The following is a 25,686-nucleotide window of genomic DNA, read 5'->3' as shown; positions in this document are numbered from 1 at the left end:
TGGGGCGTCATTATGAAAGAGGTACGCGAATGGCCGACGGCAAAGGCAAGGACGAAGGTGGCAAGTTGCTCTACTGCTCGTTCTGCGGCAAGAACCAGAACGAGGTACGCAAGCTGATTGCCGGTCCGTCCGTCTATATCTGCGATGAGTGTGTCGACCTCTGCAATGACATCATTCGCGAGGAGGTGCTCGATGCCGATGCCGAGACCGACGAGGAGCGCCTGCCCGCTCCCCGCGAGATTCGTCACACCCTCGATGATTATGTGATCGGCCAGGATCGCGCCAAGATGGTGCTGTCCGTGGCGGTCTACAATCACTACAAGCGCCTGCGTTATGGCGGCAAGGAAGAGGTCGAGCTCGGCAAGTCGAACATTCTGCTGATCGGTCCGACCGGCAGCGGCAAGACGCTGCTGGCCGAAACGCTGGCGCGGCTGCTCAATGTGCCCTTCACCATCGCCGACGCTACCACCCTCACCGAGGCGGGTTATGTCGGCGAGGACGTCGAGAACATCATTCAGAAGCTGTTGCAGAAGTGCGACTACGATGTGGAGAAGGCCCAGCGTGGCATCGTCTACATCGACGAGATCGACAAGATCTCGCGCAAGTCGGACAACCCCTCCATCACCCGGGATGTTTCCGGGGAGGGCGTGCAGCAGGCGCTGCTGAAGCTGATCGAGGGCACGACGGCCTCGGTGCCGCCCCAGGGCGGTCGCAAGCATCCGCAGCAGGAGTTCGTTCAGGTCGACACCACTAACATGCTGTTCATCGTGGGTGGCGCTTTTGCCGGCCTGGAAAAGGTTATCCGGGATCGCGCCGAAAAGGGCGGCATCGGCTTCAACGCCGAGGTGAAGAGCAAGGACGAGACCAAGGGCGTGGGCGATCTGCTGCTCGACGTGGAGCCCGAGGATCTGGTCAAGTTCGGCCTTATCCCTGAGTTCGTGGGCCGCCTGCCGGTGATCGCCACCCTCACCGAGCTCAACGAGGACGCGTTGATCCAGATCCTCACCGAGCCGAAAAACTCGCTGATCAAGCAGTATGCTCGCCTGTTCGATATGGAAAGCGTGGAGCTGGATTTCCGTGAGGATGCCCTGCGTGCGGTGGCCCGCAAGGCCATGGCGCGCAAGACCGGCGCCCGCGGCCTGCGCTCGATCCTCGAATCGGTGCTGCTCGATACCATGTACGAGATTCCCTCCCTTGAGGGAGTGTCGAAAGTGGTGATCGATGCCTCCGTCATTGGTGGCGAGAGCGAACCGCTGTTGATCTACTCCCAGCAGGAGGCGCAGCGGGTCGACGGTACCGACGGCTGACATGCCGGGCGCAAGGCGCCCTGAGGGGGAGCGGTTTCATTCCCGAGGTGCCTGCTGGGCGCCTCGGGCGATGAATTCGCTCCCCTCTTTTTTTCGAACCGGCGGAGGTTGCCTTGCAAAGCCGCCGATTCGCCCCCACTCCCTGGGTATCCATCCGATTTCGTGTGAGGAACGTCTGCGATGCAGCAGAACGCTGAACAGACCCTGAGTCTGCCCCTTTTGCCGCTGCGGGACGTGGTCGTCTATCCGCAGATGGTCATTCCGTTATTCGTTGGTCGCGAGAAGTCGATCCAGGCGCTCGAGGCGGCCATGGCGGCCGACAAGCGTGTCCTGCTGGTGGCACAGCGCGAGGCTAGCAAGGACGACCCCGATAACGAGGACATGTTTGCCATCGGCACCGTGGCCGAGATCATGCAGCTGCTCAAGCTGCCCGACGGCACCGTCAAGGTGCTGATCGAGGGCGAGTCCCGGGCTGATATCCGCGAGATCGTCGCCGTCGACGACGGTTACTGTCGCGCCGAAGTGAGCCTGCGCGAGAGCGAACCGCTCAGTGAGCGCGAGCAGGAGGCCCTGGTGCGGGTGCTGCTCAACCAGTTCGAGCAGTACGTGAAGATGTCGAAGAAGGTGCCCAACGAGGTGCTCAACTCGCTCTCCGGCATCGAAGACCCCAGCCGCCTGGTGGATACCATCTGTGCCCATCTGTCGTTGAAGATCGACGACAAGCAGCAACTGCTGGAGATGGACCGGGTACGCGACCGAATCGAGCACCTGATGGCGTTGATCGAATCCGAGATCGACCTGCTGCAGGTGGAGAAGCGTATCCGCTCGCGGGTCAAGGAGCAGATGGAGAAGTCGCAGCGCGAGTACTATCTCAACGAGCAGATGAAGGCCATCCAGAAGGAGATGGGCGAGCTCGAGAATGTGCCCAACGAGGCCGAGAAGTACGAGCAGGCCATCGAGGAAGCCGGCATGCCCAAGGAGGCTCGCGACAAGGCCCTTCAGGAGCTGGGCAAGCTGAAGATGATGTCGCCACACTCCGCCGAGGCCACGGTGGTGCGCTCCTACCTGGACTGGCTGGTGGCGGTGCCGTGGAAGAAGCGTACCCGCATCAAGCATGACCTGGTACATGCCCAGAAGGTGCTCGACGAGGACCATTACGGGCTCGATGAGGTCAAGGCGCGCATCCTCGAGTATCTCGCGGTGCACAAGCGGGTCAAGAAGCTCAAGGGGCCGGTGCTCTGCCTGGTGGGGCCACCCGGCGTGGGCAAGACGTCGCTGGGGCAATCCATCGCCCGGGCCACCAACCGCAAGTACGTGCGCCTGGCGCTAGGCGGCGTGCGTGACGAGTCCGAGATCCGTGGTCATCGCCGCACCTACATCGGCTCGCTGCCGGGCAAGATGGTCCAGCGCATGGCCAAGGCCGGGGTCAAGAACCCGCTGTTCCTGCTCGACGAGGTCGACAAGGTAGGCATGGATCACCGCGGCGATCCCTCTTCGGCACTGCTCGAGGTGCTGGATCCGGAGCAGAACGACACCTTCAGTGACCACTACCTGGAACTGGACTACGATTTATCCGAGACGCTTTTCATCTGCACCGCCAACTCGATGAACATCCCCGGCCCCCTGCTCGACCGCATGGAAGTGATTCGCCTGCCGGGCTATACAGAAGACGAGAAGCTGGCCATCGCCCGTCGCTACCTGGTGCCCAAGCAGCTCAAGGCGAACGGTTTCAAGGACGATGAGCTGTCGTTCTCCGATGATGCGTTGCTCGAGCTGATTCGCTACTACAGCCGTGAGGCTGGTGTGCGTGAGCTCGAGCGTCAGATCGCCAAGGTGTGTCGCAAGGTGCTGCGCGAGCGGCTCGAGAAGGAGAGTCAGGAGGGCGCTCAGGCGCCGATGCTGCTGTCCGCCGCCGATGTCGAGCCCTATGCCGGCGTGCGCCGCTACAGCTACGGCCTTGCCGATCAGGAAGACCAGGTAGGCCGGGTGACTGGCCTGGCCTGGACCTCGGTAGGCGGCGAACTGCTCAATATCGAGTCGGTCATCACCCCCGGCAAGGGGCGTCTGGACAAGACCGGCTCGCTCGGCGACGTAATGAAGGAGTCGGTGAGCGCGGCCCAGACGGTCGTGCGTGCCCGGGCTATTGCGATGGGTATCGATCCGGAGCGCTTCGAGAAGGAGGACCTGCACATCCACGTGCCCGAGGGCGCCACGCCCAAGGACGGTCCCAGTGCGGGCGTCGCCATGGTCACGGCCATGGTGTCGGCTTATACGGAGCGTCCGGTACGCTGTGATGTCGCCATGACCGGTGAGGTCAACCTGCGCGGCGAGGTGATGCCGATCGGCGGGCTGAAGGAGAAATTGCTGGCCGCCAGGCGCGGTGGTATAAAGATCGTGCTAATACCCGAGGAGAACCGCCGCGACCTCAAGGAGGTTCCGGACAATATCAAGGAAGCTCTCGATATTCGTCCTGTTTCCTGGATTGATGATGTCCTCGAGGTGGCTCTGGCCGACAAGCCGGCCCCGAAAAAGGAGGATTCAAGAACGGAAGATCCCATCTCCTCGGCATCGATAGTCAGTACGCACTAACGATAATTATCTCGTCATACCGAAGTATAAACCCCGGTATGACGGGGTTTGGCGAGGAAGTTCGCTTGACAGATCTTTCGCCGCATTGCTATAAATTGCTTCTATGCTGTGATCGCGTCAGTCAGGCCAATGTCTCGCCGATTAGAGCCAATTTACGAAAAAAGTCAAGGGGTGAAGTGTGAACAAATCCGAGCTGGTCGAAGCCATTGCCGCATCTGCCGACATACCCAAGGCGGCTGCGTCCCGTGCACTGGATGCCATGGTCGAGACCGTGACCGACAGCCTGAAGAAGGGCGATAGCGTCTCCCTGGTGGGTTTCGGTACCTTCCAGGTGAAGGAGCGTGCCGCTCGCACCGGCCGTAATCCGCAGACGGGTCAGCCGATCGAGATCAGCGCTGCCAAGGTGCCGAGCTTCAAGGCCGGCAAGGCGCTCAAGGACTCCGTCAACTGAGTAGACGGCGCCTGCCGCATCACTGACGGCCGATTTCATAACAGGCGCATCGCCCCGGCGGTGCGCCTGTTCTTTTTTCGGCCACCTTCACTTTTCGGCCACCTTCACTGCTGCGGGCGTCGCGAGATGCCTGCTGATGCGTATAATGTCCGCGACCCGACTCACTTGATTCGCAGAGGCCTGCATGCTGCAAAGTATTCGTGACCGCTCCAGGAGCTGGGGCGCGAAGATCATCATCGGTGCCGTGGTCGTGACCATGGCCCTCTTCGGCGTGGAATCGCTGGTTGGGTTGCTGGGCAACAGCCCCGACGAGGTGGCCGAGGTCAACGGCGAGGCGATTAGCCGTCAGCAGCTGGAAATGGAAGTGCAGCGAGCGATCCGTAGCGGCCAGGTACCGCCCGAGCAGGAGCGTGCCCTGCGGGCCGAGATGCTCGACATGCTGATCACCGATCGCCTGCTGATCCAATATGCCGATGAGGGCGGCCTGTATGTCTCCGAGGCACAGCTGGACCAGCTGATCGTCAACCTGCCGGAATTTCAGGATGCCAACGGTCGCTTCGACCGTGACCTCTTTCGCAACCGGCTCGCCAGTGCTGGCTTCACGCCGCTGACGTTTCGCCAGCAGCTCAGCGTCGATGTGAAGCGCCAGCAGCTCCAGCAGGGGCTAGCCGTGAGCGACTTCACCCTGGAAGAGGAGCGCGAGCGTCTCGCCGCGCTGCAGCGCCAGTCTCGCAGCTTCCGCTATCATGCCCTGGTGCCGGGGGACCTGGCATCTCCGCCTGAGGTCGATGAGCAGGACCTGAGAGCCTATTATGACGCCCATAAGGCGGATTACCGTCGCCCCGAACAGGTCAGGCTGAACTATGTGGTGCTCGACCGCCAGCAGATGGCCGAGGAGGCCGAGGTCAGTGAGGAGGCACTGCGCGAGGCCTGGGAAGAGGGCGCCGCCGAGGCGGATCGCCGCGTATCCCACATCATGGTCACGTTCGGCGACGCGCGCAGCCGTGAAGAGGCGGCGGCCATCCTCGAGCAGGCTGAAGCGCGTCTTGCCGAGGGGGAGGCGTTCGCCGAGATTGCCGCCGACGTGTCCGACGACACCTCCACGAGTGATGCCGGTGGTGATCTAGGCGTGATCTCTCGCGGCTTCTTCGGCGAAGAATTCGAGTCGGCGGCCTTTTCGCTGGATGAGGGCGAAGTGTCGGATATCGTCGAGACCGACAATGGCCTGCATCTGATCAAGGTTACCGAGCTGGACCGGCCCGCCTTCGAGGAGAGCCGCGAGCAGCTGCGGCGCCAGTTGGCCAGCGATCGGGTCACTGATGATTTCAACGAGCGAGCCCAGCGCCTGATCGACGACAGCTTTGCCGCGGATGATCTGGTCGGTGTGGCCGAGGACCTGGGGCTGGAACTGCAGCAGAGCGACTGGGTCGGGCGCGATGGCGCCGATGGGGTGCTCTCCGAGCCGGGCGTGATGGAGCAGGCCTTCAGCGACGATGTGCTGGAGGAGGGTTACAACAGTGAGGTGATCGAGCTCGACGAAGATCGCCGCCTGGTGCTGCGGGTGGACGAGCATCGCGAGGCGACCACGCTGCCGTTGGACGAGGTGCGCGACGAGATCGAGTCAGCGGTGCGCCGCGAGAAGACCCGCGAAGCGCTGGTCGAGCTGGCCGCTGAGCGGGTAGAGCGTCTGCGCGCAGGTGAATCCCTGGATATCGCGTGGCAGCAGGCCGAGGCCATCAGCCGCCAAAGCGGTAGCAACCTTTCCGATGCGCTGATCCAGGCGGCCTTCCGCCTTCCGCATCCCGAGGGTGACTCATCGGTCTACGGTCATGCCGTGGACGGCGAGCGGGTGGTGCTGATCGCCCTGGACGAGGTGCAACCCGGCGAGCCCAACGAGCAGGTCGAGTCCTTCGTGGCCAACATGGCCGAGCGACTGCGCGCCCAGGCCGCCATTCAGGGCCTGCTCGATGACTTGCGCGAGGAAGCCGAGATTCGTCGATAGCGCCGAGCCACAAGCGCCGAGCGCCGAGCTACAAGCAAGCCCCGAAGGCCGAGACTTTCGGGGTTTGCTTTTGTTCTAGAGCATTACAACCTGATGGCAGCTTGGTGCATAATGTTACACTATAACATCTTGCTGCTTCTGGAGGTCTCCCATGCCCGCTCCCCTGGCTAATGTGCCTGTTCATCTGGTCACGGGTTTTTTGGGCAGTGGCAAGAGCACCCTGATCCGGCGACTGATCGAGCAGAAGCCCGAGGGGGAACGCTGGGCGGTGGTAATCAACGAGTTCGGTCGAGTAGGCATCGATCAGGCGATGTTCGCCGAGCGCGACGATCTGGTGGTCAAGGGGTTGCCGGGCGGCTGCCTCTGCTGTCAGCTGGCCTTCGTGCTCCAGGCCTCGCTGGTCAACCTGCTGCATCGCTACCGGCCGGATCGGCTGATCATCGAGCCCTCGGGGCTGGGTCATCCGGCAGGGCTGCTGGATGTGCTGCGCGGCGAGGGCTTCGATGGGGTGCTGGAGGTCCGGGACATCATCGCGCTGCTCGACCCTCGTCGCCTGGATGATCCGCGATCCCGTGAGCACGAGACCTTCCGTGACCAGCTGTCCATGGCCGACGGGGTGGCCTTGACCATGACGGATCTCACCACGCCCGCGCAGTGCGAGGCGGCCCGAACCTGGCTGGGTGAATTCTGGCCAGCCAAACGCTGGATTGCCGAGGCGCCCCATGGCGAATTGCCGCTCTTCCACCTGCTGGAGGGACGTGAACATGGAAAGACGACTGCCGCGGCACCTGCCGCACATCAGGCGGCCCGTCCGGCGGTGGCCTCCCTGGTGCTGGAAGATGTCGAGCTTCGAGAACCGACGCCCGGCAAGCCGCTGCGAGAGGAGGGCGCCTCCTTGGGGCATGCCACCCTGGGGTGGCGTTGGCACGCCTCCGAGGTCTTTGATCTGGACCGCCTCACCGCGCTACTGGGCGAGCTGCCCGCGGGCTTGCGGGTGAAGGGGGTGTTGCATACGGCTGATGGCTGGAAACTCTACAACCGCGCCGATGGCACCGTCAGCCTGACCGACACGGCCTGGCGCAGGGATTCACGGCTGGAGCTGATCGGCGAGACGGGCAGCCTGACAGCGGCTGAGAGGCTGGAAGGCAAGTTGGCGGATTGCCTGCTGTAGTGTTGTTTAGCGTCGATTTCGGCGAAATCTGCCCGGTACGCTGTCGCTTACCGGGCCTACCGGATCTATTCGCTCTCTCCGAAAAGGGGAACATCCCGCAGGCGTGGCTCCTCGCCATCCTCGACGACGATCTCCCAGCCCTGGCCGGGCTGCCAGTCGCCCAGCACATAGCGCTTTGCGGGTTGGCCTTCCACCTCCAGCGAATGCTCCGCGGGGCGGTGAGTGTGGCCGTGGATCAGTGTCGTTACGCCGTGTTCGGCCATCACCTTCACCACCTGCTCTGGCGTCACGTCCATGATGTCCTCGGCCTTGTTGGAGTTGGCCTCTCCGGACCGTTCGCGCATTTGCCTGGCCAGGGCTATACGCTCCTGGAGGGGCATCGACAGTACCTGCTCCTGCCACAGGGGGTTGCGCGCCTGGGTGCGAAAGGCCTGGTAGGCTTCGTCGCGAGTGCAGAGGCTGTCGCCGTGCATCAGCAGGACCCGCTCGCCGCCAAGCTCTACCACGCTGGGGTCCGGCAGCAGGGTGGCCCCGGCCTCATTGGCGAAGCGCTCGCCCAGCAGGAAGTCGCGATTGCCGTGCATCAGGTAGATGGCCGTACCGCTATTGGCAAGCTGCTTGAGGGACGCGGCAATGTGGGCCGCCAGGAGGGCATTGCCGGTGGGGTCATGGTCGCCCAGGTCGAGCAAGTCATCGCCGATCCAGGCCTCGAAGAAGTCGCCGAGGATATAGAGGGCATCACAGCCCCGGGCGCGCTCCTCCAGCCAGTGCAGGAATCCCTCGGTGACCCGGGGGGCGCCGGGGTGCAGGTGGAGGTCGGAAATCAGCAGGGTGGTCATGGCAGGCCCTGTTAAGGCGGTGAAACGAATCACGCCCGCCTGGCTCTGGAGAGTCCCGACGGGCAAGTGAAAAGGCGGGCGAGAATCAGGCCTCCGGCTCGTCCTTCACGTAGGCCTTCTGGATGACCACGTCCTCGGCGGGCACGTCGGCGTGCATGCCGCGACGGGTGGTGGGGACTGCCTTGATCTTCTCGACCACGTCCATGCCGTCGACCACCTCGCCGAACACGCAGTAGCCCCAGCCCTGGATATTCTTGCCGCTGTGATTGAGGAAATCGTTGTCGGCGACATTGATGAAGAATTGGGCGGTAGCGGAGTGCGGATCCTGGGTGCGGGCCATGGCCAGGGTCCCGGTGGTATTCTTCAGGCCGTTGTCGGCCTCGTTCTCGATGGGGTCGCGCGTCGGCTTCTGGTTGAAGTCGGTGTCGAAGCCGCCGCCCTGGACCATGAAGCCCGGGATCACGCGGTGGAAGAGGGTGCCGTCATAGAAGCCGTCGCGGACATATTGCTCGAAGTTGGCGGCGGTCTTTGGTGCCTTCTCGTGGTAGAGCTCGACGGTGATGTCGCCGAAATTGGTCTGCAGTACGATCATCGATGCGTTCCTGTGCGGTAAATGGTGGCTGCCTTGGCGTTGCCCATGGCTGTGGCGCTATAATACGTGTTTTGCTTCGCTGGGCGAAACTTGTGGGTTCAGCTGAAACGAGGCCACCGCTCGGGGCTGTTCCGGCGGCAGTCCTGCGAGGAGGCGCTGTGAACCCCTCCCTGGGCGCTACCGACGCCATCCCTGGCGTAGGACCTCCTCTTCGGATTGCCCCCGGCGCCCCTCGCTCAGAGACTTTTTCAAGCTCTGTGCTCTTGCCGCCAGGCTCGCACTTTCAACTCAGAGGTCGTTTTTTCCGACATGTCCACCGACACCAACAGCGCGCCGAATTTCATCCGCAACCAGATCCGCGAGGAGATCGAGTCCGGCCGTAGCGGGAAGATCGTGACCCGCTTTCCGCCGGAGCCCAACGGCTTTCTGCATATCGGCCATGCCAAGTCGATCTGTCTGAATTTCGGGCTCGCCGAGCACTTCGGTGGCGACTGTCATCTGCGCTTCGACGACACCAACCCGGCCAAGGAGGAGCAGGCCTACATCGACGCCATCAAGGCGGACGTGAGCTGGCTGGGCTTTCAATGGGCGGGCCCGGTGCGCTTTGCCTCGGACTATTTCGACCAGCTCTATGCCTGGGCGCAAGATCTGGTGCGCGAGGGCAAGGCCTACGTCGACGATCTCTCGCCGGACGAAATTCGCGAGTACCGCGGCACCCTGACCGAAGCGGGCACGCCGAGCCCTTACCGCGAGCGCAGCGCAGACGAGAACCTCGATCTGCTCGAGCGCATGCGCACCGGTGAGTTCGCCGAGGGCGAGAAGGTGCTGCGGGCGAAGATCGACATGGCCGCACCGAACATAAACCTGCGTGATCCGATTCTCTACCGTATCCGCCACGCCAGCCACCACCAGACCGGCGACAAGTGGAATATCTATCCCTCCTACGACTTCACCCATGGCCAGTCGGATGCCATCGAGGGGGTGACCCATTCGATCTGTACCCTGGAGTTCGAGGATCACCGCCCGCTCTACGAGTGGTTCCTGGACAACTTGCCGGTACCGGCGAGGCCCCGCCAGATCGAGTTCGCGCGGCTCAACGTCAACTACACCCTGACCTCAAAGCGCAAGCTCAAGCTGCTGGTGGACGAGAGCATCGTCGACGGCTGGGACGATCCGCGCCTGCCGACCATCTCCGGCATGCGCCGTCGCGGCTACACGCCGGCCTCGATCCGCAAGTTCTGCGAGATGATCGGCGTCACTCGTGCCGATGGCGGCCTGGTGGATATCGCCATGCTCTACCATGCCATCCGCTCCGACCTCGAGGACAACGCCCCCCGAGCCATGGCCGTGCTCAAGCCGCTGAAGGTGTTGCTGACCAACGTGCCGGAAGACTTCGAGGAGGTCTACGAGGTGCTCGGTCATCCGGCCCGCGAGGACATGGCAATTCGCAAGGTGCCCTTCACGCGTGAAATCTACATCGATCACGACGATTTCATGGAAGAGCCGCCCAAGAAGTTCTTCCGCCTGGCACCGGGCAAGGAAGTGCGCCTGCGCAACAGCTATGTGATCCGCTGTGACGAGGTCATCAAGGATGCCGCCGGCGAGATCAGTGAGCTGCACTGTTCGGTGGACTTCGACACGCTCGGCAAGAATCCCGAGGGGCGCAAGGTGAAGGGCGTGATCCACTGGGTCAGCGCCGAGCATGGCGTGCCCATGGAGGTGCGGCTCTATGACAACCTCTTCCTTGAGGAGCAGCCCGACAAGGACAAGGACGCCGACTTCCTCGAGCACCTCAATCCCGAGTCGCTGATCACCGTCCAGGCCATTGGCGAGCCGAGCCTGGCTTCCGCCGAGCCGGAGAGTCGCTTCCAGTTCGAGCGGGTGGGCTACTTCTGCGCCGACCGCCACGCCAGCCGCGACGGCAAGCGGGTATTCAACCGCACGGTGGGACTGAAAGACACTTGGGCCAAGGTTCAGAAGCAAGAAGCCCAGAAGAAGGTCCAGGACAAGCAGAAGGGCTGACATGCAGATCTACAACACGCTGACACGTCGCAAGGAAGCATTTACGCCCATCGAGCCGGGCAAGGTGCGCATGTATGTCTGCGGCATGACGGTGTACGACTACTGCCACCTGGGCCACGCGCGGGTGATGGTGGCCTTCGACGTCATCACCCGCTACCTGCGTGCCCGTGACTACGACGTCACCTATGTGCGCAACGTTACCGACATCGACGACAAGATCCTCCGACGCGCCGACGAAAACGGCGAGAGCATCTCCTCGCTGACCGAGCGCATGATAGAGGCGATGCACGAGGACGAGGCACGCCTCGGTGTGCTGCCGCCGGATCACGAGCCCCGCGCCACCCGCCATATCGACGATATCCTCGTCATGATCGAGACGCTGATCGACAAGGGGTACGCCTATGCGGCGGACAACGGCGACGTCTACTATCGGGTTCGCAAGTTCGAGGGGTACGGCAAGCTCAACAATCGCGATCCTGACGAGATGCGCGCCGGCGCGCGTATCGAGGTGGACGAGAACAAGGAAGACCCGCTCGATTTCGTGCTCTGGAAAGCCGCCAAGCCCGGCGAAGCGAGCTGGCCCTCGCCCTGGGGCGAGGGGCGGCCCGGCTGGCACATCGAATGCTCGGCCATGTCCAAGTGCTGCCTCGGCGAGACCTTCGATATCCACGGCGGCGGGCCGGATCTGACCTTCCCCCACCACGAGAACGAGATCGCCCAGTCCGAGGCGGCCAACAGCAAGCCCTTCGTCAATACCTGGATGCATGCCGGCGCGGTGCGGGTTAACCACGAGAAGATGTCCAAGTCACTGGGCAACTTCTTTACCATCCGTGAGGTGCTCGAGCACCACGATCCGGAGGTGGTGCGCTACCTGCTGGTGGCCAGCCATTACCGCAGCCCGATCAACTATGCACCGGAGTCTCTCGCCGAGGCCCGCAAGTCGCTGGAGCGCTTCTACACGGCGCTGGAAGGCCTGGTGCTCGACGAGACCGTCGACGCCGAGGCCTCTATCACCGGGGTCGACTCGAGTTTCGATGCGCGCTTCACGGCCGCCATGGACGACGACTTCAATACCCCCGAGGCCCTGTCGGTGCTGTTCGATCTGGCGCGCGAGCTCAATCGGACGAAGCAGGAGACGCCCGAGAAGGCGACGGCCCTGGCCCGGGAACTTCGCCGACTCGGCCGCGTGCTGGGGCTGCTCGGCCAGGATCCCGCGAGCTTCCTGCAGGGGAGCGGCGCGGCGCTGCCCATCTCCGAGGCGGAGATCGCGGCGAAGATCGACGAGCGCGCGGCGGCCAAGAAGGCCAGGGACTTCGCCACCGCCGACGCCATCCGCGACGAGCTGGCGGCGCTAGGCATCATCCTCAAGGATTCTCGCGAGGGCACCAGCTGGGTGTTCGAGAGGCCAGAGCGTGAGCTGTAAGCCTTAAGCTTTAAGCTGGAAGAAATCCTTGCTGGAAGAGAGCCCCGCTGGAAAAGAACCCTGCTGGAAGAGAGTCTTGATACGCTCGGTCTACCCATGAGGATGACCGGGCGCAGGATTATCCACTCGTGTCTTCGGGAGACCTCTTGGACTACACCCCCTTCAGCTATGTCACCGCCGAGAAGGCCGACCTCTATCGCCAGGTGATGCGCGCTTTCGTCGAAGCCAAGTCGCACTTCCTGGTACACCTGCGCCCGGAGGATGTTCAGCAGCAGCTGGGCGCGACGGAGCTGGCGACGGTGCAGGCAGCGCTGACGCAGCTGGTCACCTGGGGCAACCTGGATGCCGAGCGAGACAATGCTCGGGTCACCAGTGTCGAGGACTACTACCGCGCCCTCTATGTCTATCAGATCACCCGCCAGGGTGAGGCGGTGGAGGCGGCGCTGACCACCTATGACCAGGAACTAGGCCGGCGCGGCGCCCTGCAGAGCGTGGCACTGGAGGATATCCGTGCCCGCCTGAGGGCGCTGCTGTTGCTGGCACGCAGCGAGGCGCCGGACGCCACGCAGAGCCAGCTGCTGCTGCGCGACCTGGCCGGTGTCTTCAGCGACCTGGCCGAGAACGCCCGCGCCTTCATGACGGGCCTGAATCGCTCCCTGGAGAGCCAGGACAGCGACGCCGATGCCTTCCTGCTCTACAAGGAGCGGGTGATTGGCTACATCGAGCGCTTTCTCGGTGACCTGACCACCGCGTCCGGCGAGATCGCCGAACTGATCCGCGCGCTGGAAGGCGACGGAAATAAGGACAGTAAGGACAGTAAGGACAGAAAGGGCGACGAGGCACCGGTGGATCGGCTGCTGCGTCAGGCGGCCGAGCGGGAACTGGCCGATCTGGCACCCGGCGAGTCGCCGGACGATGGCGAAGAGCGTGCTCGCGCCTTTGCCGAGGCCTGGCGGCGCTGGCATGGCCACTGGGACGGGCTGCGTGCCTGGTTTCTCGATCGACCCGGGCGCCAGGCCCAGGCCAGGTTGCTGCGCAGTAGTGCGCGACGTGCGGTGACCCAACTGCTGGAGATGGTTGCTCGGCTCAACGAGCGTCGCATGGCGCGCAGCGACCGCTCTGCCGACTTTCGCACCCTGGCGCGCTGGTTTCTGGAATGCCAGGACGACGGCGAGGCCCACCGCCTTTGGCGCACCGCCTTCGGCCTGACCCCGGCACGCCACCTGGTCATCGATGCCGAGACAAGCGAACGCTGGCAGGAGGAGCCGGTGCCGGCCAGCACGCCCTGGGCCGAGGCGCCGGGGATGCAGGTACAGCCTCGCTTGCGCGCCACCGGCAGTTATCAGAAGGCTGGCCCCCCGCCCAAGCTGCAAAGCCGGGCGCGGGAGCGCGAGCTGCTCGCCCGTCAGTTGGCCGAGGAGGCTCATGCCGCGCGGGCCGCGCGTCGCCAGTTGGTGACGCGAGGTGCCGAGCGGCTCTCCGAGCTGGGTGAATTGGATGATGGCGCCTTTCGTCTGCTGCTCAACCTGCTGGGAGATGCCCTGGCGGCCAGCCAGGGCGATGATGCCCCCGTTACTACCACCACGGCGGATGGCGGCCTGCGTATCACCCTCAGCCCGCTGGGGCCGGAGAGCTCGGCCACCATAAGCACCGCCGCCGGCGACCTGACAGGGCGCGACTATCGGCTCGAGATCCTGGACCTGGAGGAGAGCGCACTGGAGGAGGGCCCATGATCGAGCTGAGCGATGCCCTGGAGCGCCAGCGCCTGGAGGAGCAGCGTCGCGCCCTGAGAGCCTTGCTGGCCAGGCCGCTGATTCGTGCCGACGACTCGGCCTTCCCCCTGGTGCGCCGCCATGCGGCACCCCTTCGCGACTGGCTGGCCCGCGAGACCGGCTGGCACCTGCAGAGCGAGCGCGACTTCGTGCGTCTGCACAAGCGTCCCGCCGACAGCCGCGATGCGACCCGACCCGCTCGGGTCGGCCGCGGCACCCAGCGCAAGACCTTCAACCGCCGGCGCTATGCGCTTTTCTGCCTGCTGTTGGCGGATCTCGAACGCGGCGATACCCAGATTACCTTGGGACGGCTGGGCGAGGGGCTGGGTCAGGCGGTGAACGATCCGGCGCTCGCCGAGCGCGGCCTGGCCTTCACCCTGGATCATCAGGAGGCGCGTCGCGACCTGGTGGTCGTCGTGCGCCTGCTGATGGAACTGGGCGTGCTGGACCGGGTGGCCGGCGATGAGGAGCAGTTCCTGCGTCGTGGCCCGGAGGGCGACGTGCTCTATGATGTCGACCGGCGGGTGCTGTCGGCACTGCTGGTCACCGCCCGGGGGCCTTCGCTGGTGGCCCTGAACGGCGCCGACAGCGAGCTCGATCTGGAGGCACGGCTGCATGCCCTGGCCGAGACCTTCGTCCCCGACACCCTGGACGGTCGTAACCGCGAACTGCGGCATCGCCTGGCGCGACGGCTGCTGGATGACCCCGTGGTCTACTGGCATGAGCTCGACGAGGACGAGGCCGCCTATCTAACCAATCAGCGCGGGGTCATGCTGCGCCGCCTTCAGCAGGCCAGCGGCCTGGTGCCCGAGGCGCGGGCCGAAGGGGTGGCCCTGGTGGACCCCGACGGCGAGCTGACCGACGAGAAGATCCCGGCGGAAGGCACCGAGGGGCACCTGTCGCTGTTGATGGCCGAGCGGCTGGCCACGGTGGGCCCCGACGGGGTGAGCCTGGACGAGGCGGAAGCCTGGATCCAGGGCTGGCAAGGCGAGTACCGCCGCTACTGGCGCAAGGCGGCCTGCGAGCCGGGCGCCGCGCACGGCCTGTGCCGCCAGACCCTGGCGCGACTGGCGGCGCTGCGCCTGGTGGCACGCCGCGGCGAGCGTGTCGTGCCCCTGCCGGCCCTGGGACGCTTTCGCGTGCAGCCGGCGTCCACCCCGGACGCCGATGGCGAGCGCCTTTCCGGGCAACCGACGCGACAATCTGGCCGACAACCTGGCAACCCCCCTGACCTGGTGGACCCCTTGAGCGATGAGTGAGCTTCCCGAACCGCGCAGCCAGCGCTGGCAGCCCCTGCGCTGTGGCCTGGTGGAGATCTTCTACTACGACGAGGAGACCTTCCATTTCCACGATGGCCGCCTGCTGCTACGCGGTAACAACGGCACCGGCAAGTCCAAGGTGATGGCACTGACCCTGCCGTTCCTGCTCGATGGCCAGCTGATTCCCTCGCGGGTGGAGCCGGACGGTGACAGCGCCAAGCGCATGGAGTGGAACCTGCTGGTGGGCGAGTACCAGGAGCGGCTGGGCTATACCTGGCTGGAGTTCGGCCGCCAGGGTGAGGCGGGGCCCGAGACTTTCACGGTGGGGTGCGGCCTCAAGGCGGTAGCGGGGCGGCCGGTTCGCTCCTGGTTCTTCACCACGCCGCAGCGCGTCGGGCGCGACCTCTTCCTGATCGAGAATGGCCGTAGCCTCAGCCGCGAGCGGTTGATCCAGGCGCTGGGCAGCCAGGGGCAACTCTTCGATCGTGCCGCCGATTATCGCCGCGCCATCGATGAGGCACTGTTCCACCTGGGCGAGCAGCGTTACGGCGCGCTGCTCGACCTGCTGCTGCAGCTGCGCCAGCCGCAGTTGGCCAAGAAGCCCGATCCCAACCGCCTATCTCTGGCACTGAGCGATGCCCTGCCGCCCTTGGGCCGCGGCCTGATCGGCGAGGTTGCCGAGGCCTATCGCAGCCTGGATGCCTACCGCGAGGAGATTCAGGGCCTGGAGGAGACCGCCCACGCCGTGGAGGGCTTCCTGAGGCACTATCGCCACTATGCCGGCATCGCCGTGCGCCGCCGCGCCGACATCCTGACCGGCGCGCATGCCGAGCATGAGCGCAACCGCGTGCAGCTGGGCAAGGATCGCCAGGAGCTGGAGGCCGCCGAGGCCGAACGCGATACCCTGGCCGAGTCACGCCAGGCGCAGGAGGGCCAACTGCTCGACCTCGCCGCGCGGCAGCGCACCCTAGAGGGCAGCGAGGCCATGCGCTCCGCCGAGGCGCTTGCCAATGCCGACGAGCAGGCGCGTCAGCGCGGCCAGCATGCCGAGAAGCAGGCGTCGCTCCTGGGAAGGGCCCGGCACGACAGCGAGCGGGCCGATACCCGACGGCAGGAGGCCGAACTGGCCCAACAGCAAGCCGGCGAGGCGCTGCGCCAGCACTGTGAGGAGAGTGCCGAGGTGGCCGAGGCCGCGGGGCTTGCCGCCGAGCATCATCGCCACGTCGGCGAGTTGGACGCGCAAGAGCCGGCGCAGATCGATAGTGAGGCGCTGCAACAGGCGCTTCGGGACATGCAGCGGCGTCGCCTGTCGGGCGTCCAGCACCTGCAGGGGCGTCTCGCGGAGGTGGAGCAGGCCGAGCGGCGTTTCCACCAGGCCGAACACGAGGCGCGTCGCGAAGAGGAGACCCTGGCCAACCGCGAGGACGATCTGCAGGAGTCCATCGAGGCCCGCGCCGAGGCGGCCGAGTCGCTGCAGGCGGCATGGCGTCGCCATCTGCAACAGCTCAGCGAGCTGACACCCGAGGACACCGAAGCGCTGCTCGCCGAGCTCGAGGGCTGGTGCGATCACCTGGGCGACGATGATCCTGCCGAGGTGGGACTTTCCAGAGCGCGGGACACGCTGCGCGAACACCTGGGCCGGCAGCGCCTCACCCTGCAGCAGTCGGGGGACGAGATCGCGACCGCGCGGCATGAGCTCGAGGAGGAACGCGCTCGCCTGGAAGCCGGCGGTGAGTCTGCCCCGCCCGCGCCCTACACCCGTGGCGAGGCGGTGCGCGAGGAGCGACCGGGCGCGCCGCTGTGGCAGCTGGTGGACTTCAAGGGTGAGCCTTCCGACGCGCAGCGCGCGGGGTTGGAGGCGGCCCTGGAGGCCTCCGGGCTGCTGGACGCCTGGTTGATGCCCGATGGCCAACTGCTCGCGGCCGATACCTGGGACACCCTGCTGGTGACCGAGGCCGAGGCGCCGGGTACCAGCCTGGCGCACGCGCTGTGCCCCGATCTTCACGGCGAGCCGCCGGTGGCACGCGAGGTGGTCGAGAGCGTGCTGGCGAGCATCGGGACGGGTGAGTCCGAGGCCTTCGCCTGGGTCAGCGAGGCGGGTCACTGGCGGCTTGGGCCGCTGCGCGGCCAATGGGGCAAGCCGGCGGCGGTGCATATTGGCCATGCGGCACGTGAGGCCGCCCGACTGCGCCGCCTGGGAGCTATCGAGGATGAGCTGTCCGCCCTGGACCGCCAGCGGACCGAGATCGATGCCGCCCTCGAGGCCCTGGCAGAGCGCCTGGAGGCGGCCGAGCAGGAGTGGCGGCAGCGGCCCACCGCCCGGGCGCTGCGCGATGCCCATGCCGGTGAAGCGGCGGCGCGGCGTGCCCGGGACCTGCAAGCCGAACGCCTCGATCGTGCCCGCGAGGCCCTGGATATGGCCCGAGAGGCGCTGGAAGCACAGCGCGGCGAGCTTTACCAGGCCGCCGAGGACCTGCGCCTGCCCGCCGAGCGTGAGGCGCTGGCAAAGATCGAAACTGCTCTGGGTGACTACCGGCTGGCCATCGGCGAGTTGTGCCAGGCGCTTCGTACGAGCGATGAGGCGCGGCGGCGCCATATCGAGCGAAGCGAGGAGGCCGAGGCCAGCCGAGAAGCACTGCAGCAGACGCAGCGGGAGCACGCCGAGACCGTCGAGCAGGCCAGGGAAGCCGAGGTGCGCCGGGATACCCTGCGTGATTCCATGGGGGCGGAGGTGCAGGCCCTGGAGCGCCAGTTGGAGGCGATTCGCCTGGAACGCGAGCGGTTGACTCGGGAGCAGCGTGAGCTCGAGCAGCGCCATAGCGAGCTTCTCGGCAAGGTGGCGCGCTTCGAGGAGAAGGTGAACAACAGTCAGCTGCGCCTTGTCGAGCTGGACGGACGCCGCGCCGAGGCCATCGAGGCGTTCCGCGCCCTGGTGGAAGAGGGACTGCTGCGCGTCGCCGCCCCCGAGGCCTTCGCCGAACGCGAGCCGCCCACCTCCTGGGCGCCGGATCCCGCCGTGCGACTGGCGCGGGCCGCCGCCCAGGCCACCTCCCGCCTGAACGCCGACGATGACAGCTGGCATGCCCACCAGGGCAGGCTGCATGAGCATATCAAGCTGCTCACTGATGTGCTCTCCCGGGGCGGCCACGACTGCCTGGCCGAGGCGCGTGACGACCTGCTGCTGGTGCGTATCGTCTTCCAGGGGCGGCGCCAGGACCCCGATGCGCTGGCACGTCAGCTGAGCGACGAGATCGCCCAGCGACAGGCACTGCTCAATGCCCGGGAGCGCGAGCTGCTGGAGAACTACCTGATCGACGAGGTGGCCAGCCATATCCAGGAGCGCATCACCGCCACCGAGCGCGACGTCACGCGCATGAACGGCGAGCTGGAGAGCCGTCCGACCAGTACCGGCATGCGCCTGCGTATCCGCTGGGAGCCGCTGAGCGAAGGACAGACCGCCGGCGGCCTGACGGCTCCTGCGGGGCTGGCCGATGTCTGCCAGCGACTGCGCCGCCAGGCCCTGGATGCCTGGTCCCCCGAGGATCGCGAGGTGGTGGGCGACTTCCTGCGTCGGCGCATCGAGGAGGCCCGCGCCAGCGACGAGGGGGGCGCCCTGCAGGAGATCCTGGAGCGTGCCCTGGACTACCGCTTCTGGCACCGCTTCGTGGTAGACCGCCATCAGAACAACCAGTGGCGCCCGGCCTATGGGCCCGCCTCCGGCGGCGAGCGGGCGCTGGTGATCACCCTGCCGCTGTTTGCCGCCGCGGCCAGCCACTACAGCAGCGCCCATCACCTGGCGCCGCGCCTGGTGATGCTCGACGAGGTATTTGCCGGCATCGACGACGACGCCCGGGCCAAGAGCATGGGCCTGCTGGCCCAGTTCGACCTGGACGCCATCATGACCTCGGAGCGCGAGTGGGGCTGCTATCCGGACGTGCCGGGCCTGGCCATCGCCCAGCTGGTGCGCCGCGAGGGGGTCGATGCGGTACATGTCACCCGTTGGCAGTGGGACGGGCGTCGCCGCGTGCGCGACGAGGTGCCGGTATCCCAGGCACGGGTGTCCGCTCCCCTGGCGGTGAATGAGGAAGAAGATGGTGGCATGGACAGCCTGTTCTGATGGACCCCCGACGTCTACAACGGCTGCTGGGTGGCCCCGAGCTTGTCCGCCTGCGTCAGAAGCTGGCTCGCAAGCTGCTGCGAGACGGCGGTGGGCGGCTTTCCCTGAGCCGAGTCAGCGATGCTGAGCGGGCCGCCGTGGAGCGCCTGATCGGGCGGTCTCCCCGCCAGGGCAAGTCGTTGAGCGTGGATCTGGAGGCCCTCTCCCATGCCCTGTTACGCGCCGGCGTGGCCGAGAACCTGCGTGCCGCCCTGGAGGCGCTGGACGGGCCCTTGGTCGATGAACGTGCCCGCAGCGAGGAGGAACGACGGCGCTGGGCGGAGCTGATTGTCGCCTATCGTCGGCGGGCCGATGCCCTCGGGCTGGAGGAATGGCTCGAGGCGCTGCAGGCCGGCGGGTTGCTCAAGCGGTTGGCCGCACGCAGCGAACTTCAGGGGAGGGCGCTTCTCGAACAGGCCCTCGGCGTGCTGGAGCGCCTGCCGGTTCAGGGACTGAGCTTGAGCGCCCTGGCGGCCGAGTGCCTGGGCGATGCCCATGGCCTGGATGCCGGCAGGCCAGTGGCCGCTCTGGTGCGTCGAGCCCTGGCGCGTCACTGGCAGGGTGGCGTTGCCCGAGTGGATCCTGACGAGCGAAGCATCTGGGCCCATGCCGGCGTGCTGATGGGCGGTGACGTTACCAGTGCGGTGCTGACCTTGCGGCTTTCGGTGCACCCCGGTCGACCGCTGGATGAGGCCCTGTCACGTTACTGCCATCAGGCGGAGCCGACCTGGCTGACCCTGCGCCAGCTGCTGCGACATCCGCCTGCGTGGGACTGTGCGGGACGGGATGTCTTTGTCTGCGAGAATCCTGCCGTGCTGGCCGAGGCCGCCGAGCGGCTGGGGGTCGACGCTGCGCCGTTGATCGCTACCTGGGGCCGACCCGGTGCTGCCGTGCTCACTCTCCTGGAGCAACTGGAGGCCGCCGGTGCCGTGCTTCACTATCACGGCGACTTCGACTGGGCAGGTATCAGTATCGCCAATGCCCTGCTGGAGCGCTTCGCCATGCGGCCCTGGCGGATGGGAGCCGGTGATCTCATGGAGTACGCGAATCTCGACGGCAAGCCCCTGGCGGGACGGCCGATCGAGGCGCGCTGGGATCCTCGATTGCGCTGCATCCTGGAAGCGCGGGGCAGGGCGGTTCATGAGGAGCAGTTGATGGATTTCCTGCTCGACGACCTGCGCGGCGGTTAATCCCGGTCCCATCGTCGCTTGGGTCGAAGAGGGTGAGCCTTACGGGCGCGGCGGCAATGGGATCTGCCGTGGCCAGTCGTCGGCGACGACAAAGACGCGTCGCCAGCCCATGTCGTGGTGCCACAAGGCCAGCTGGACGGGGGAAGTCGGTGCGGTGAAGTGTTGCGCCAGCCGGGCCTCGAGGTCGCGTAGCGGCTGCAGCGCCTCGCTACGGGGCAGAGCGAGCCAGTGGGGCTTGTACAGCCAGGCGCCGCTTGTGCTCTGAGGCAGGCTGTCGCGCAGCCGGTACCAGTCCCGTATGTACAGCCAGTGACCCTGCAGGTGATCGGAAGTGGCCTCCCGGGGGGCCGGCATGGGGGCGTGCCAGGGGTAAAAGAGTGCGCCGGGCATCGCCAGACGTGCTGACATCCCAGGAGCTGGTCCATCCGGCCCGGTGGGCCAACGCAGCGATAGCAACTGCGTCAGGGTCTCTCGGGCCTCGGGGGAGCTGGCAAGGGTGAGCTGGTGGCGATGCAGGTGCTCACGCTTGGCGGCCAGGCTGTCGGCCCCGCCCGGGCCGATCCAGCGGGCCTGGCTGTCCGGCGATTCCGGGCCCTGCGGCAGGCCCAGGTAGAACTTGATGGCAACCTCCAGGTGCACCGGGCGGGGATCGTCGCGTTGACAGTAGAGCAGGTCGAGCTCCCCCAGGGTGCGCTTGTCCTGGAGGATGCGCAGGTTATGGCCCAGCAGTCGGGTCCCGGGGGCTTCGGCCAGCAGGAATTGCCAGAGCCGCTCATGATAGAGCCCCATGCGCCCTTTGAGGGCCGGTGCCAGGTGCGCCTCGAGTGCGCCGGGCGCTGCTTCAAGCTCATTCAGCCAGGCCACCAGCCGGTCGTCATCCTCCAGGCCCAGATCGCTACGCGACGGGCGCCCCGGCCAGGGCATCGCGATCAGGTCAGGCGCCAGCAGGATCCACGCGAGGTCTCGAACCAGCGGGTGATGGCAATGCTCGAGGAGTCCGCTTCCGGGTAGGAGCATGGCGATGTCCAGACATTGACCGTTGACGGGGGTCTGACATGGAAGCTGTACAGGCCTTATACTCAGAATACATTCACAAGGAACAGGCTGAAACATGATGATTCGTCCCCTGTCTCGTTGCGCGGCCCTTGCCGCCGGTACCCTCATCGCCTTCTCGACCCAGGCACAGGATCCCGTGGTGGTCTCCTCCAAGATCGATACCGAAGGTTCGGTACTCGGCGAACTGATCCTGCAGCGCCTAGACCAGGGCGGTATCGCGGTGGAGGATCGCCTCCAGCTGGGCGGAACCAGTATCGTGCGCGAGGCACTGATCACCGGCGAGATCGACCTCTACCCCGAGTACACCGGCAACGGCGCCTTCTTCTTCGACATGACCGACAGCCCGGTGTGGAACGATGCCGACAAGGCACTCGAGACGGTGCGCGAGAAGGATCGTGAGGCCAATGGCCTGGTCTGGCTGACGCCGGCCGAGGCCAACAACACCTGGGCGATCAGCGTACGCGGCGAACTCGCCCGCGAGCATGACCTGGCAAGTCTCGAGGACCTGGCGGCCTATCTCGACGACGGAGGGGCCTTCAAGCTGGCCGCAAGCGCCGAGTTCGTCGAGTCGCCCCAGGCGTTGCCGGCCTTCCAGGAGGCCTACGACTTCGAACTCGCCGAGGAGCAGCTGCTGGTGCTCTCCGGCGGCAACACTGCGGCCACCATGCGCGCTGCGGCCCAGCAGACCAGCAACGTCAATGCGGCTATGACCTATGGCACCGACGGTGGCCTGCAGGCCCTGGATCTGGTGGTCATGGACGACACCCTGGGGGTCCAGCCGATCTACCAGCCTGCCCCCGTGGTACGAGAGGAGGTGCTCGAGACCTACCCCGAGATCGAATCGCTGCTCGAGCCGGTCTTCCAGGCCCTGGATCTCGAGACCCTGCAGCGCCTCAATGGCGACGTGGCGGTAAATGGCCGCGCGCCCGCCGAAGTCGCCGCCGATTTCCTCGATACCCTGGACGACTGAGGCCGTCTTGCGCCCGGAGGGACCCGGCCCCAACGTCGTCCTGCTGAGCCTGACGCTGGTCGCCCTGGCGGCCTGGCTGGGCCTGGACACGGTCAGCGTGGCCGCCAATCGCATCGTGACAGGCACCGGCTATCGGGTGGACGAGGTCATCGGGGCGAGTGGTGCCCTGGCTACGACTCTGCCCTGGCTGGCGCTGGCAGGGTTTGCCTGGCGACCCGCCCGGCGCCATCTTTGGCTGGCCCTGGTGCTGGTGGTCCTGATGCTGTCGGCGTTGCCGGCGTGGCTGTCGCTGTCGGCCACCACCCTGGTCGATGGCGGCCAGGCCCGGCTGGGTATCGGCGCCGGCATCTGGGTGGTGCTGTTCCTGCTGCTGCTGGCGATAATCGAGCTGCGCACTCGCCTGGTCTTGCCGCGGCTACTGGGTTGGGCATTGCTGCTCCCCCCTCTGGCTAGCGCGGGGTTCTGCCTCTCCCGCTGGCTCGTGCCCCTGGCGCTGTGGCAGGAATATCGCGGGCGCAGCGGCCAGTTTCTTGGGGCGGTCGGCGAGCACCTGCTGCTGGTCGGAGTGGCCGTTGGCACGAGCCTGGTGCTCGGTGTGGTACTGGCGCTGGCCATGCGCCGCTGGCCCGGGGTACAGAAGGCTGGCTTCGGCGTGCTCAACTTCCTGCAGACGATTCCCAGTATTGCGCTCTTCGGCCTGTTGCTGGCACCGCTGGCCTGGCTGTCGGCCAACGTCGACTGGTTGTCGGCACTGGGCGTCAGCGGCATCGGCTGGGCGCCGGCCCTGCTGGCCCTGGTGGGCTATAGCTTGCTGCCCATGGTGCGCAACACTTTCGTCGCCCTGGAGGCGGTGAACCCCGGGGTGATCGATGCCGCGCGTGGCATGGGCATGAGCCGGGGCCAGGTGTTTCGTCAGGTGCGTCTGCCGCTGGCGCTGCCGGTAATTCTCGAGGGTATCCGTATCACTACGGTACAGGCCATCGGGCTGACCGCCGTGGCCGCGCTGATAGGCGCCGGTGGCCTGGGTACCTTCATCTTCCAGGGGCTGGGCCAGGCCGCCATGGACCTGGTCCTGCTGGGGGCACTGCCCATCCTGCTGCTGGCGCTGCTGGTGGATGCCCTGCTCGGTGCCTTGACCGATATCCTGCGCCCGGGAGGGGCCGAATGATCGATCTGATTCATGTCACCAAGCGTTTCGGTGACGCCGTCGCGGTGGACGATATCTCGCTGAGCGTGGCCCGGGGAGAGCTCTGCGTGCTGGTGGGGACCTCCGGCTGCGGCAAGTCGACCACGCTGCGCATGATCAATCGGCTGATCGAGCACAGCGAGGGCGAGATCCATATCGACGACCAGCAGATCCGCGCCTTTCGCGAGGAGACCCTGCGTCGGCGTATGGGCTATGCGATCCAGAGCACGGGGCTCTTTCCCCACTGGACGGTGGCTCGCAACATTGGCCTGGTGCCGCGCCTGCTCAAATGGCCGAAGGCGAAAATCCAGACCCGGGTCGAGGAGCTGATGGCGTTGCTGGGGCTCGCCATGGAGGAGTTCGCCGGCAAGTATCCCCATCAGCTCTCCGGCGGCCAGGCGCAGCGGGTGGGGGTCGCCCGGGCGCTGGCCGCCGACCCGGATATCCTGTTGATGGACGAACCCTTCGGTGCCCTGGATCCGATTACCCGGGAGAACCTGCAGGACGAGTTGCGTGAGCTGCAGTCCCGGCTGCACAAGACCATCGTCTTCGTCACCCATGACATGGACGAGGCGCTGCGGCTGGCGGACCACCTGGTGGTGATGCATCAGGGGCGTATCGTGCAGCAGGGACGGCCCCTCGAGCTGCTTCGCGAACCGGCGGACGGCTTTGTCGAGTCGCTGTTCGGGGGCGAGGATCGCGGCCTGAAGGAGGCGGCGCTGATGCCGGTCAGTCAGCGGATGCTGCCCCTGGGGCCGCGCCTGCTGGCACGCGAGCGGATCGGCCAGCACGCCAGCCTGCGCGAAGCGCTCTCGGTGATGCTGTGGCGGCATGCCGAACGGCTCACCGTTGTGGATGACGACGATCTGCCGGTGGGCGAGCTTTCCCTGCGCCGCCTGGTGGGAGTGCGCAGCGATGAGTAAGGGTCGCCGCTGGGTCGTGCCGCTATGCTGGCTGACGCTGCTGCTGACGGCTTCGCTCGGCATGGGGCAACTGGAGGGGCTGTTTCGCTGGATCGAGTCCGACAGCCGCCAGGTGATCTATGGCCGGGCCGATTTCGTGACGCTGCTGGGGCGCCATCTGCTGGTGGTCAGCGTGGCCGCGGGGCTGGCTATCCTGGTGGGGGTGGTGGCCGCCATCGCCGCGACCCGCGACTGGGGGCGGGACTTTCTGCCGCTGGTCAGTCAGCTGGCCTCCATCGGCCAGACCTTTCCTCCGGTGGCCGTGCTGGCGCTGGCGGTGCCGGTGCTGGGTTTCGGCACCCTGCCGATCATCGTGGCGCTGCTGCTTTATGGCCTGCTGCCTATCGTGCGCAACACCCTGGCCGGCCTAGAGGGCATCGAGCCCGGTGTGATGGAGGCGGCCCGCGGCATGGGCATGAGCGGCGGCCAGATACTGCGCCAGGTGGAACTGCCGCTGGCCGCGCCGGTGATACTGGCCGGGATCCGCACGTCGGTGACCATCAACATCGCCACGGCGGCCATCGGCGCCACCGTGGGGGCAAGCAACCTGGGCGATCCGATCATCTCGGGGATCGTCAACGGCAACACCGCCTATGTGGTCCAGGGGGCGTTGCTGATCGGCTTGCTGGCCATCAGCGTGGATAGCCTGTTCAGCCGCTTGCCGCTGGCTGGCTCTCGCTGAGAGATCGATGACGGCGCGCGTTTATCTCTTGCCTTTCGGGGACTACCCAATCTCTCC

Annotated in this window: 18 protein-coding genes; 15 read left to right on the top strand and 3 right to left on the bottom strand. The window is 66.1% G+C overall.

Annotated elements, in window-relative coordinates; genetic code table 11:
• Positions 1–29: 29 nt before the first annotated feature.
• From clpX to U5L98_RS10210, 5 genes are all read left to right on the top strand, one after another.
• Positions 30–1,307 carry an ATP-dependent Clp protease ATP-binding subunit ClpX gene (gene clpX, locus U5L98_RS10230; protein ID WP_322558217.1) on the top strand — a complete coding sequence of 426 codons (1,278 nt, stop codon included), beginning with the start codon at positions 30–32 and terminating at the stop codon, positions 1,305–1,307.
• Between the two features lie 180 nt (positions 1,308–1,487).
• Positions 1,488–3,896, top strand: a complete 2,409-nt coding sequence (gene lon, locus U5L98_RS10225; RefSeq protein WP_322558216.1) for an endopeptidase La — start codon at positions 1,488–1,490, stop codon at positions 3,894–3,896.
• 178 nt (positions 3,897–4,074) lie between these two features.
• Entirely contained in the window at positions 4,075–4,347 is a 273-nt protein-coding gene (locus U5L98_RS10220; RefSeq protein ID WP_322558215.1) for an HU family DNA-binding protein, read from the top strand.
• Positions 4,348–4,531: 184 nt separating this feature from the next.
• Complete coding sequence (locus U5L98_RS10215; RefSeq protein WP_322558214.1) at positions 4,532–6,349, top strand: SurA N-terminal domain-containing protein; 1,818 nt, start codon at positions 4,532–4,534, stop codon at positions 6,347–6,349.
• A gap of 151 nt (positions 6,350–6,500) precedes the next feature.
• Positions 6,501–7,520, top strand: a complete 1,020-nt coding sequence (locus tag U5L98_RS10210; protein WP_322558213.1) for a GTP-binding protein — start codon at positions 6,501–6,503, stop codon at positions 7,518–7,520.
• A gap of 65 nt (positions 7,521–7,585) precedes the next feature.
• On the opposite strand, the gene U5L98_RS10205 is transcribed toward U5L98_RS10210, so the two are convergent.
• Together U5L98_RS10205 and U5L98_RS10200 are read right to left on the bottom strand one after the other, a co-directional pair.
• Positions 7,586–8,359 (bottom strand): UDP-2,3-diacylglucosamine diphosphatase, encoded by a 774-nt coding sequence (locus U5L98_RS10205; RefSeq protein WP_322558212.1) that lies wholly within the window; start codon positions 8,357–8,359, stop codon positions 7,586–7,588.
• A gap of 85 nt (positions 8,360–8,444) precedes the next feature.
• On the bottom strand, positions 8,445–8,951 hold the full coding sequence (locus U5L98_RS10200) for a peptidylprolyl isomerase (RefSeq protein WP_322558211.1): 507 nt from the start codon (positions 8,949–8,951) through the stop codon (positions 8,445–8,447).
• Between the two features lie 309 nt (positions 8,952–9,260).
• On the opposite strand from U5L98_RS10200, the gene U5L98_RS10195 reads away from it, so the two are divergent.
• The 6 genes from U5L98_RS10195 (at position 9,261) to U5L98_RS10170 (ending at position 20,773) form a co-directional block, all read left to right on the top strand.
• On the top strand, positions 9,261–10,973 hold the full coding sequence (locus tag U5L98_RS10195) for a glutamine--tRNA ligase/YqeY domain fusion protein (protein ID WP_322558210.1): 1,713 nt from the start codon (positions 9,261–9,263) through the stop codon (positions 10,971–10,973).
• A gap of 1 nt (position 10,974) precedes the next feature.
• The gene (gene cysS, locus U5L98_RS10190; protein ID WP_322558209.1) at positions 10,975–12,396 is read left to right on the top strand and encodes a cysteine--tRNA ligase; all 1,422 of its coding nucleotides are present in this window, start codon (positions 10,975–10,977) and stop codon (positions 12,394–12,396) included.
• Between the two features lie 146 nt (positions 12,397–12,542).
• Complete coding sequence (locus U5L98_RS10185; protein WP_322558208.1) at positions 12,543–14,129, top strand: TIGR02677 family protein; 1,587 nt, start codon at positions 12,543–12,545, stop codon at positions 14,127–14,129.
• Positions 14,126–15,427 (top strand): TIGR02678 family protein, encoded by a 1,302-nt coding sequence (locus U5L98_RS10180; protein ID WP_322558207.1) that lies wholly within the window; start codon positions 14,126–14,128, stop codon positions 15,425–15,427. Before U5L98_RS10185 ends, U5L98_RS10180 begins: the two co-directional genes overlap by 4 nt.
• Complete coding sequence (locus U5L98_RS10175; RefSeq protein WP_322558206.1) at positions 15,420–19,544, top strand: TIGR02680 family protein; 4,125 nt, start codon at positions 15,420–15,422, stop codon at positions 19,542–19,544. The genes U5L98_RS10180 and U5L98_RS10175 overlap by 8 nt, the downstream gene beginning before the upstream one ends.
• Positions 19,544–20,773 (top strand): TIGR02679 family protein, encoded by a 1,230-nt coding sequence (locus tag U5L98_RS10170; protein ID WP_322558205.1) that lies wholly within the window; start codon positions 19,544–19,546, stop codon positions 20,771–20,773. The genes U5L98_RS10175 and U5L98_RS10170 overlap by 1 nt, the downstream gene beginning before the upstream one ends.
• Before the next feature lie 39 nt (positions 20,774–20,812).
• On the opposite strand, the gene U5L98_RS10165 is transcribed toward U5L98_RS10170, so the two are convergent.
• Positions 20,813–21,790, bottom strand: coding sequence for a DUF1853 family protein (locus U5L98_RS10165; RefSeq protein ID WP_322558204.1), 978 nt, complete (start codon positions 21,788–21,790; stop codon positions 20,813–20,815).
• A gap of 94 nt (positions 21,791–21,884) precedes the next feature.
• Here U5L98_RS10165 and U5L98_RS10160 point away from each other — a divergent pair, with 94 nt between their 5' ends.
• Genes U5L98_RS10160 through U5L98_RS10145 form a run of 4 tightly spaced genes read left to right on the top strand, consistent with a single transcriptional unit; the run spans position 21,885 to position 25,629 of the window.
• A complete protein-coding gene (locus U5L98_RS10160; RefSeq protein ID WP_416208235.1) occupies positions 21,885–22,799 on the top strand; it encodes an ABC transporter substrate-binding protein in 915 nt (304 codons plus the stop codon).
• Positions 22,800–22,806: 7 nt separating this feature from the next.
• Positions 22,807–23,967: an ABC transporter permease gene (locus tag U5L98_RS10155; protein WP_322558203.1), complete on the top strand. Its 1,161-nt coding sequence runs from the start codon at positions 22,807–22,809 to the stop codon at positions 23,965–23,967.
• On the top strand, positions 23,964–24,908 hold the full coding sequence (locus U5L98_RS10150) for an ABC transporter ATP-binding protein (protein ID WP_322558202.1): 945 nt from the start codon (positions 23,964–23,966) through the stop codon (positions 24,906–24,908). The genes U5L98_RS10155 and U5L98_RS10150 overlap by 4 nt, the downstream gene beginning before the upstream one ends.
• Positions 24,901–25,629, top strand: coding sequence for an ABC transporter permease (locus tag U5L98_RS10145; RefSeq protein ID WP_322558201.1), 729 nt, complete (start codon positions 24,901–24,903; stop codon positions 25,627–25,629). Before U5L98_RS10150 ends, U5L98_RS10145 begins: the two co-directional genes overlap by 8 nt.
• Positions 25,630–25,686 lie beyond the last annotated feature (57 nt).

The organism is Halomonas sp. (assembly GCF_034520545.1).
Taxonomy (GTDB): Bacteria; Pseudomonadota; Gammaproteobacteria; order Pseudomonadales; family Halomonadaceae; genus Halomonas.
The sequence above is the reverse complement of the archived record's forward strand: the minus strand, read 5'-3'. Positions and strand labels throughout refer to the sequence as shown.

Coding starts and splice junctions, on each gene's coding strand:
- clpX (WP_322558217.1), top strand. CDS start 30: ATGGCCGACGGCAAAGGCAAGGACGAAGGTGGCAAGTTGCTCTACTGC.
- lon (WP_322558216.1), top strand. CDS start 1,488: ATGCAGCAGAACGCTGAACAGACCCTGAGTCTGCCCCTTTTGCCGCTG.
- U5L98_RS10215 (WP_322558214.1), top strand. CDS start 4,532: ATGCTGCAAAGTATTCGTGACCGCTCCAGGAGCTGGGGCGCGAAGATC.
- U5L98_RS10210 (WP_322558213.1), top strand. CDS start 6,501: ATGCCCGCTCCCCTGGCTAATGTGCCTGTTCATCTGGTCACGGGTTTT.
- U5L98_RS10205 (WP_322558212.1), bottom strand. CDS start 8,359: ATGACCACCCTGCTGATTTCCGACCTCCACCTGCACCCCGGCGCCCCC.
- U5L98_RS10200 (WP_322558211.1), bottom strand. CDS start 8,951: ATGATCGTACTGCAGACCAATTTCGGCGACATCACCGTCGAGCTCTAC.
- U5L98_RS10195 (WP_322558210.1), top strand. CDS start 9,261: ATGTCCACCGACACCAACAGCGCGCCGAATTTCATCCGCAACCAGATC.
- cysS (WP_322558209.1), top strand. CDS start 10,975: ATGCAGATCTACAACACGCTGACACGTCGCAAGGAAGCATTTACGCCC.
- U5L98_RS10180 (WP_322558207.1), top strand. CDS start 14,126: ATGATCGAGCTGAGCGATGCCCTGGAGCGCCAGCGCCTGGAGGAGCAG.
- U5L98_RS10175 (WP_322558206.1), top strand. CDS start 15,420: ATGAGTGAGCTTCCCGAACCGCGCAGCCAGCGCTGGCAGCCCCTGCGC.
- U5L98_RS10170 (WP_322558205.1), top strand. CDS start 19,544: ATGGACCCCCGACGTCTACAACGGCTGCTGGGTGGCCCCGAGCTTGTC.
- U5L98_RS10165 (WP_322558204.1), bottom strand. CDS start 21,790: ATGCTCCTACCCGGAAGCGGACTCCTCGAGCATTGCCATCACCCGCTG.
- U5L98_RS10160 (WP_416208235.1), top strand. CDS start 21,885: ATGATGATTCGTCCCCTGTCTCGTTGCGCGGCCCTTGCCGCCGGTACC.
- U5L98_RS10150 (WP_322558202.1), top strand. CDS start 23,964: ATGATCGATCTGATTCATGTCACCAAGCGTTTCGGTGACGCCGTCGCG.
- U5L98_RS10145 (WP_322558201.1), top strand. CDS start 24,901: ATGAGTAAGGGTCGCCGCTGGGTCGTGCCGCTATGCTGGCTGACGCTG.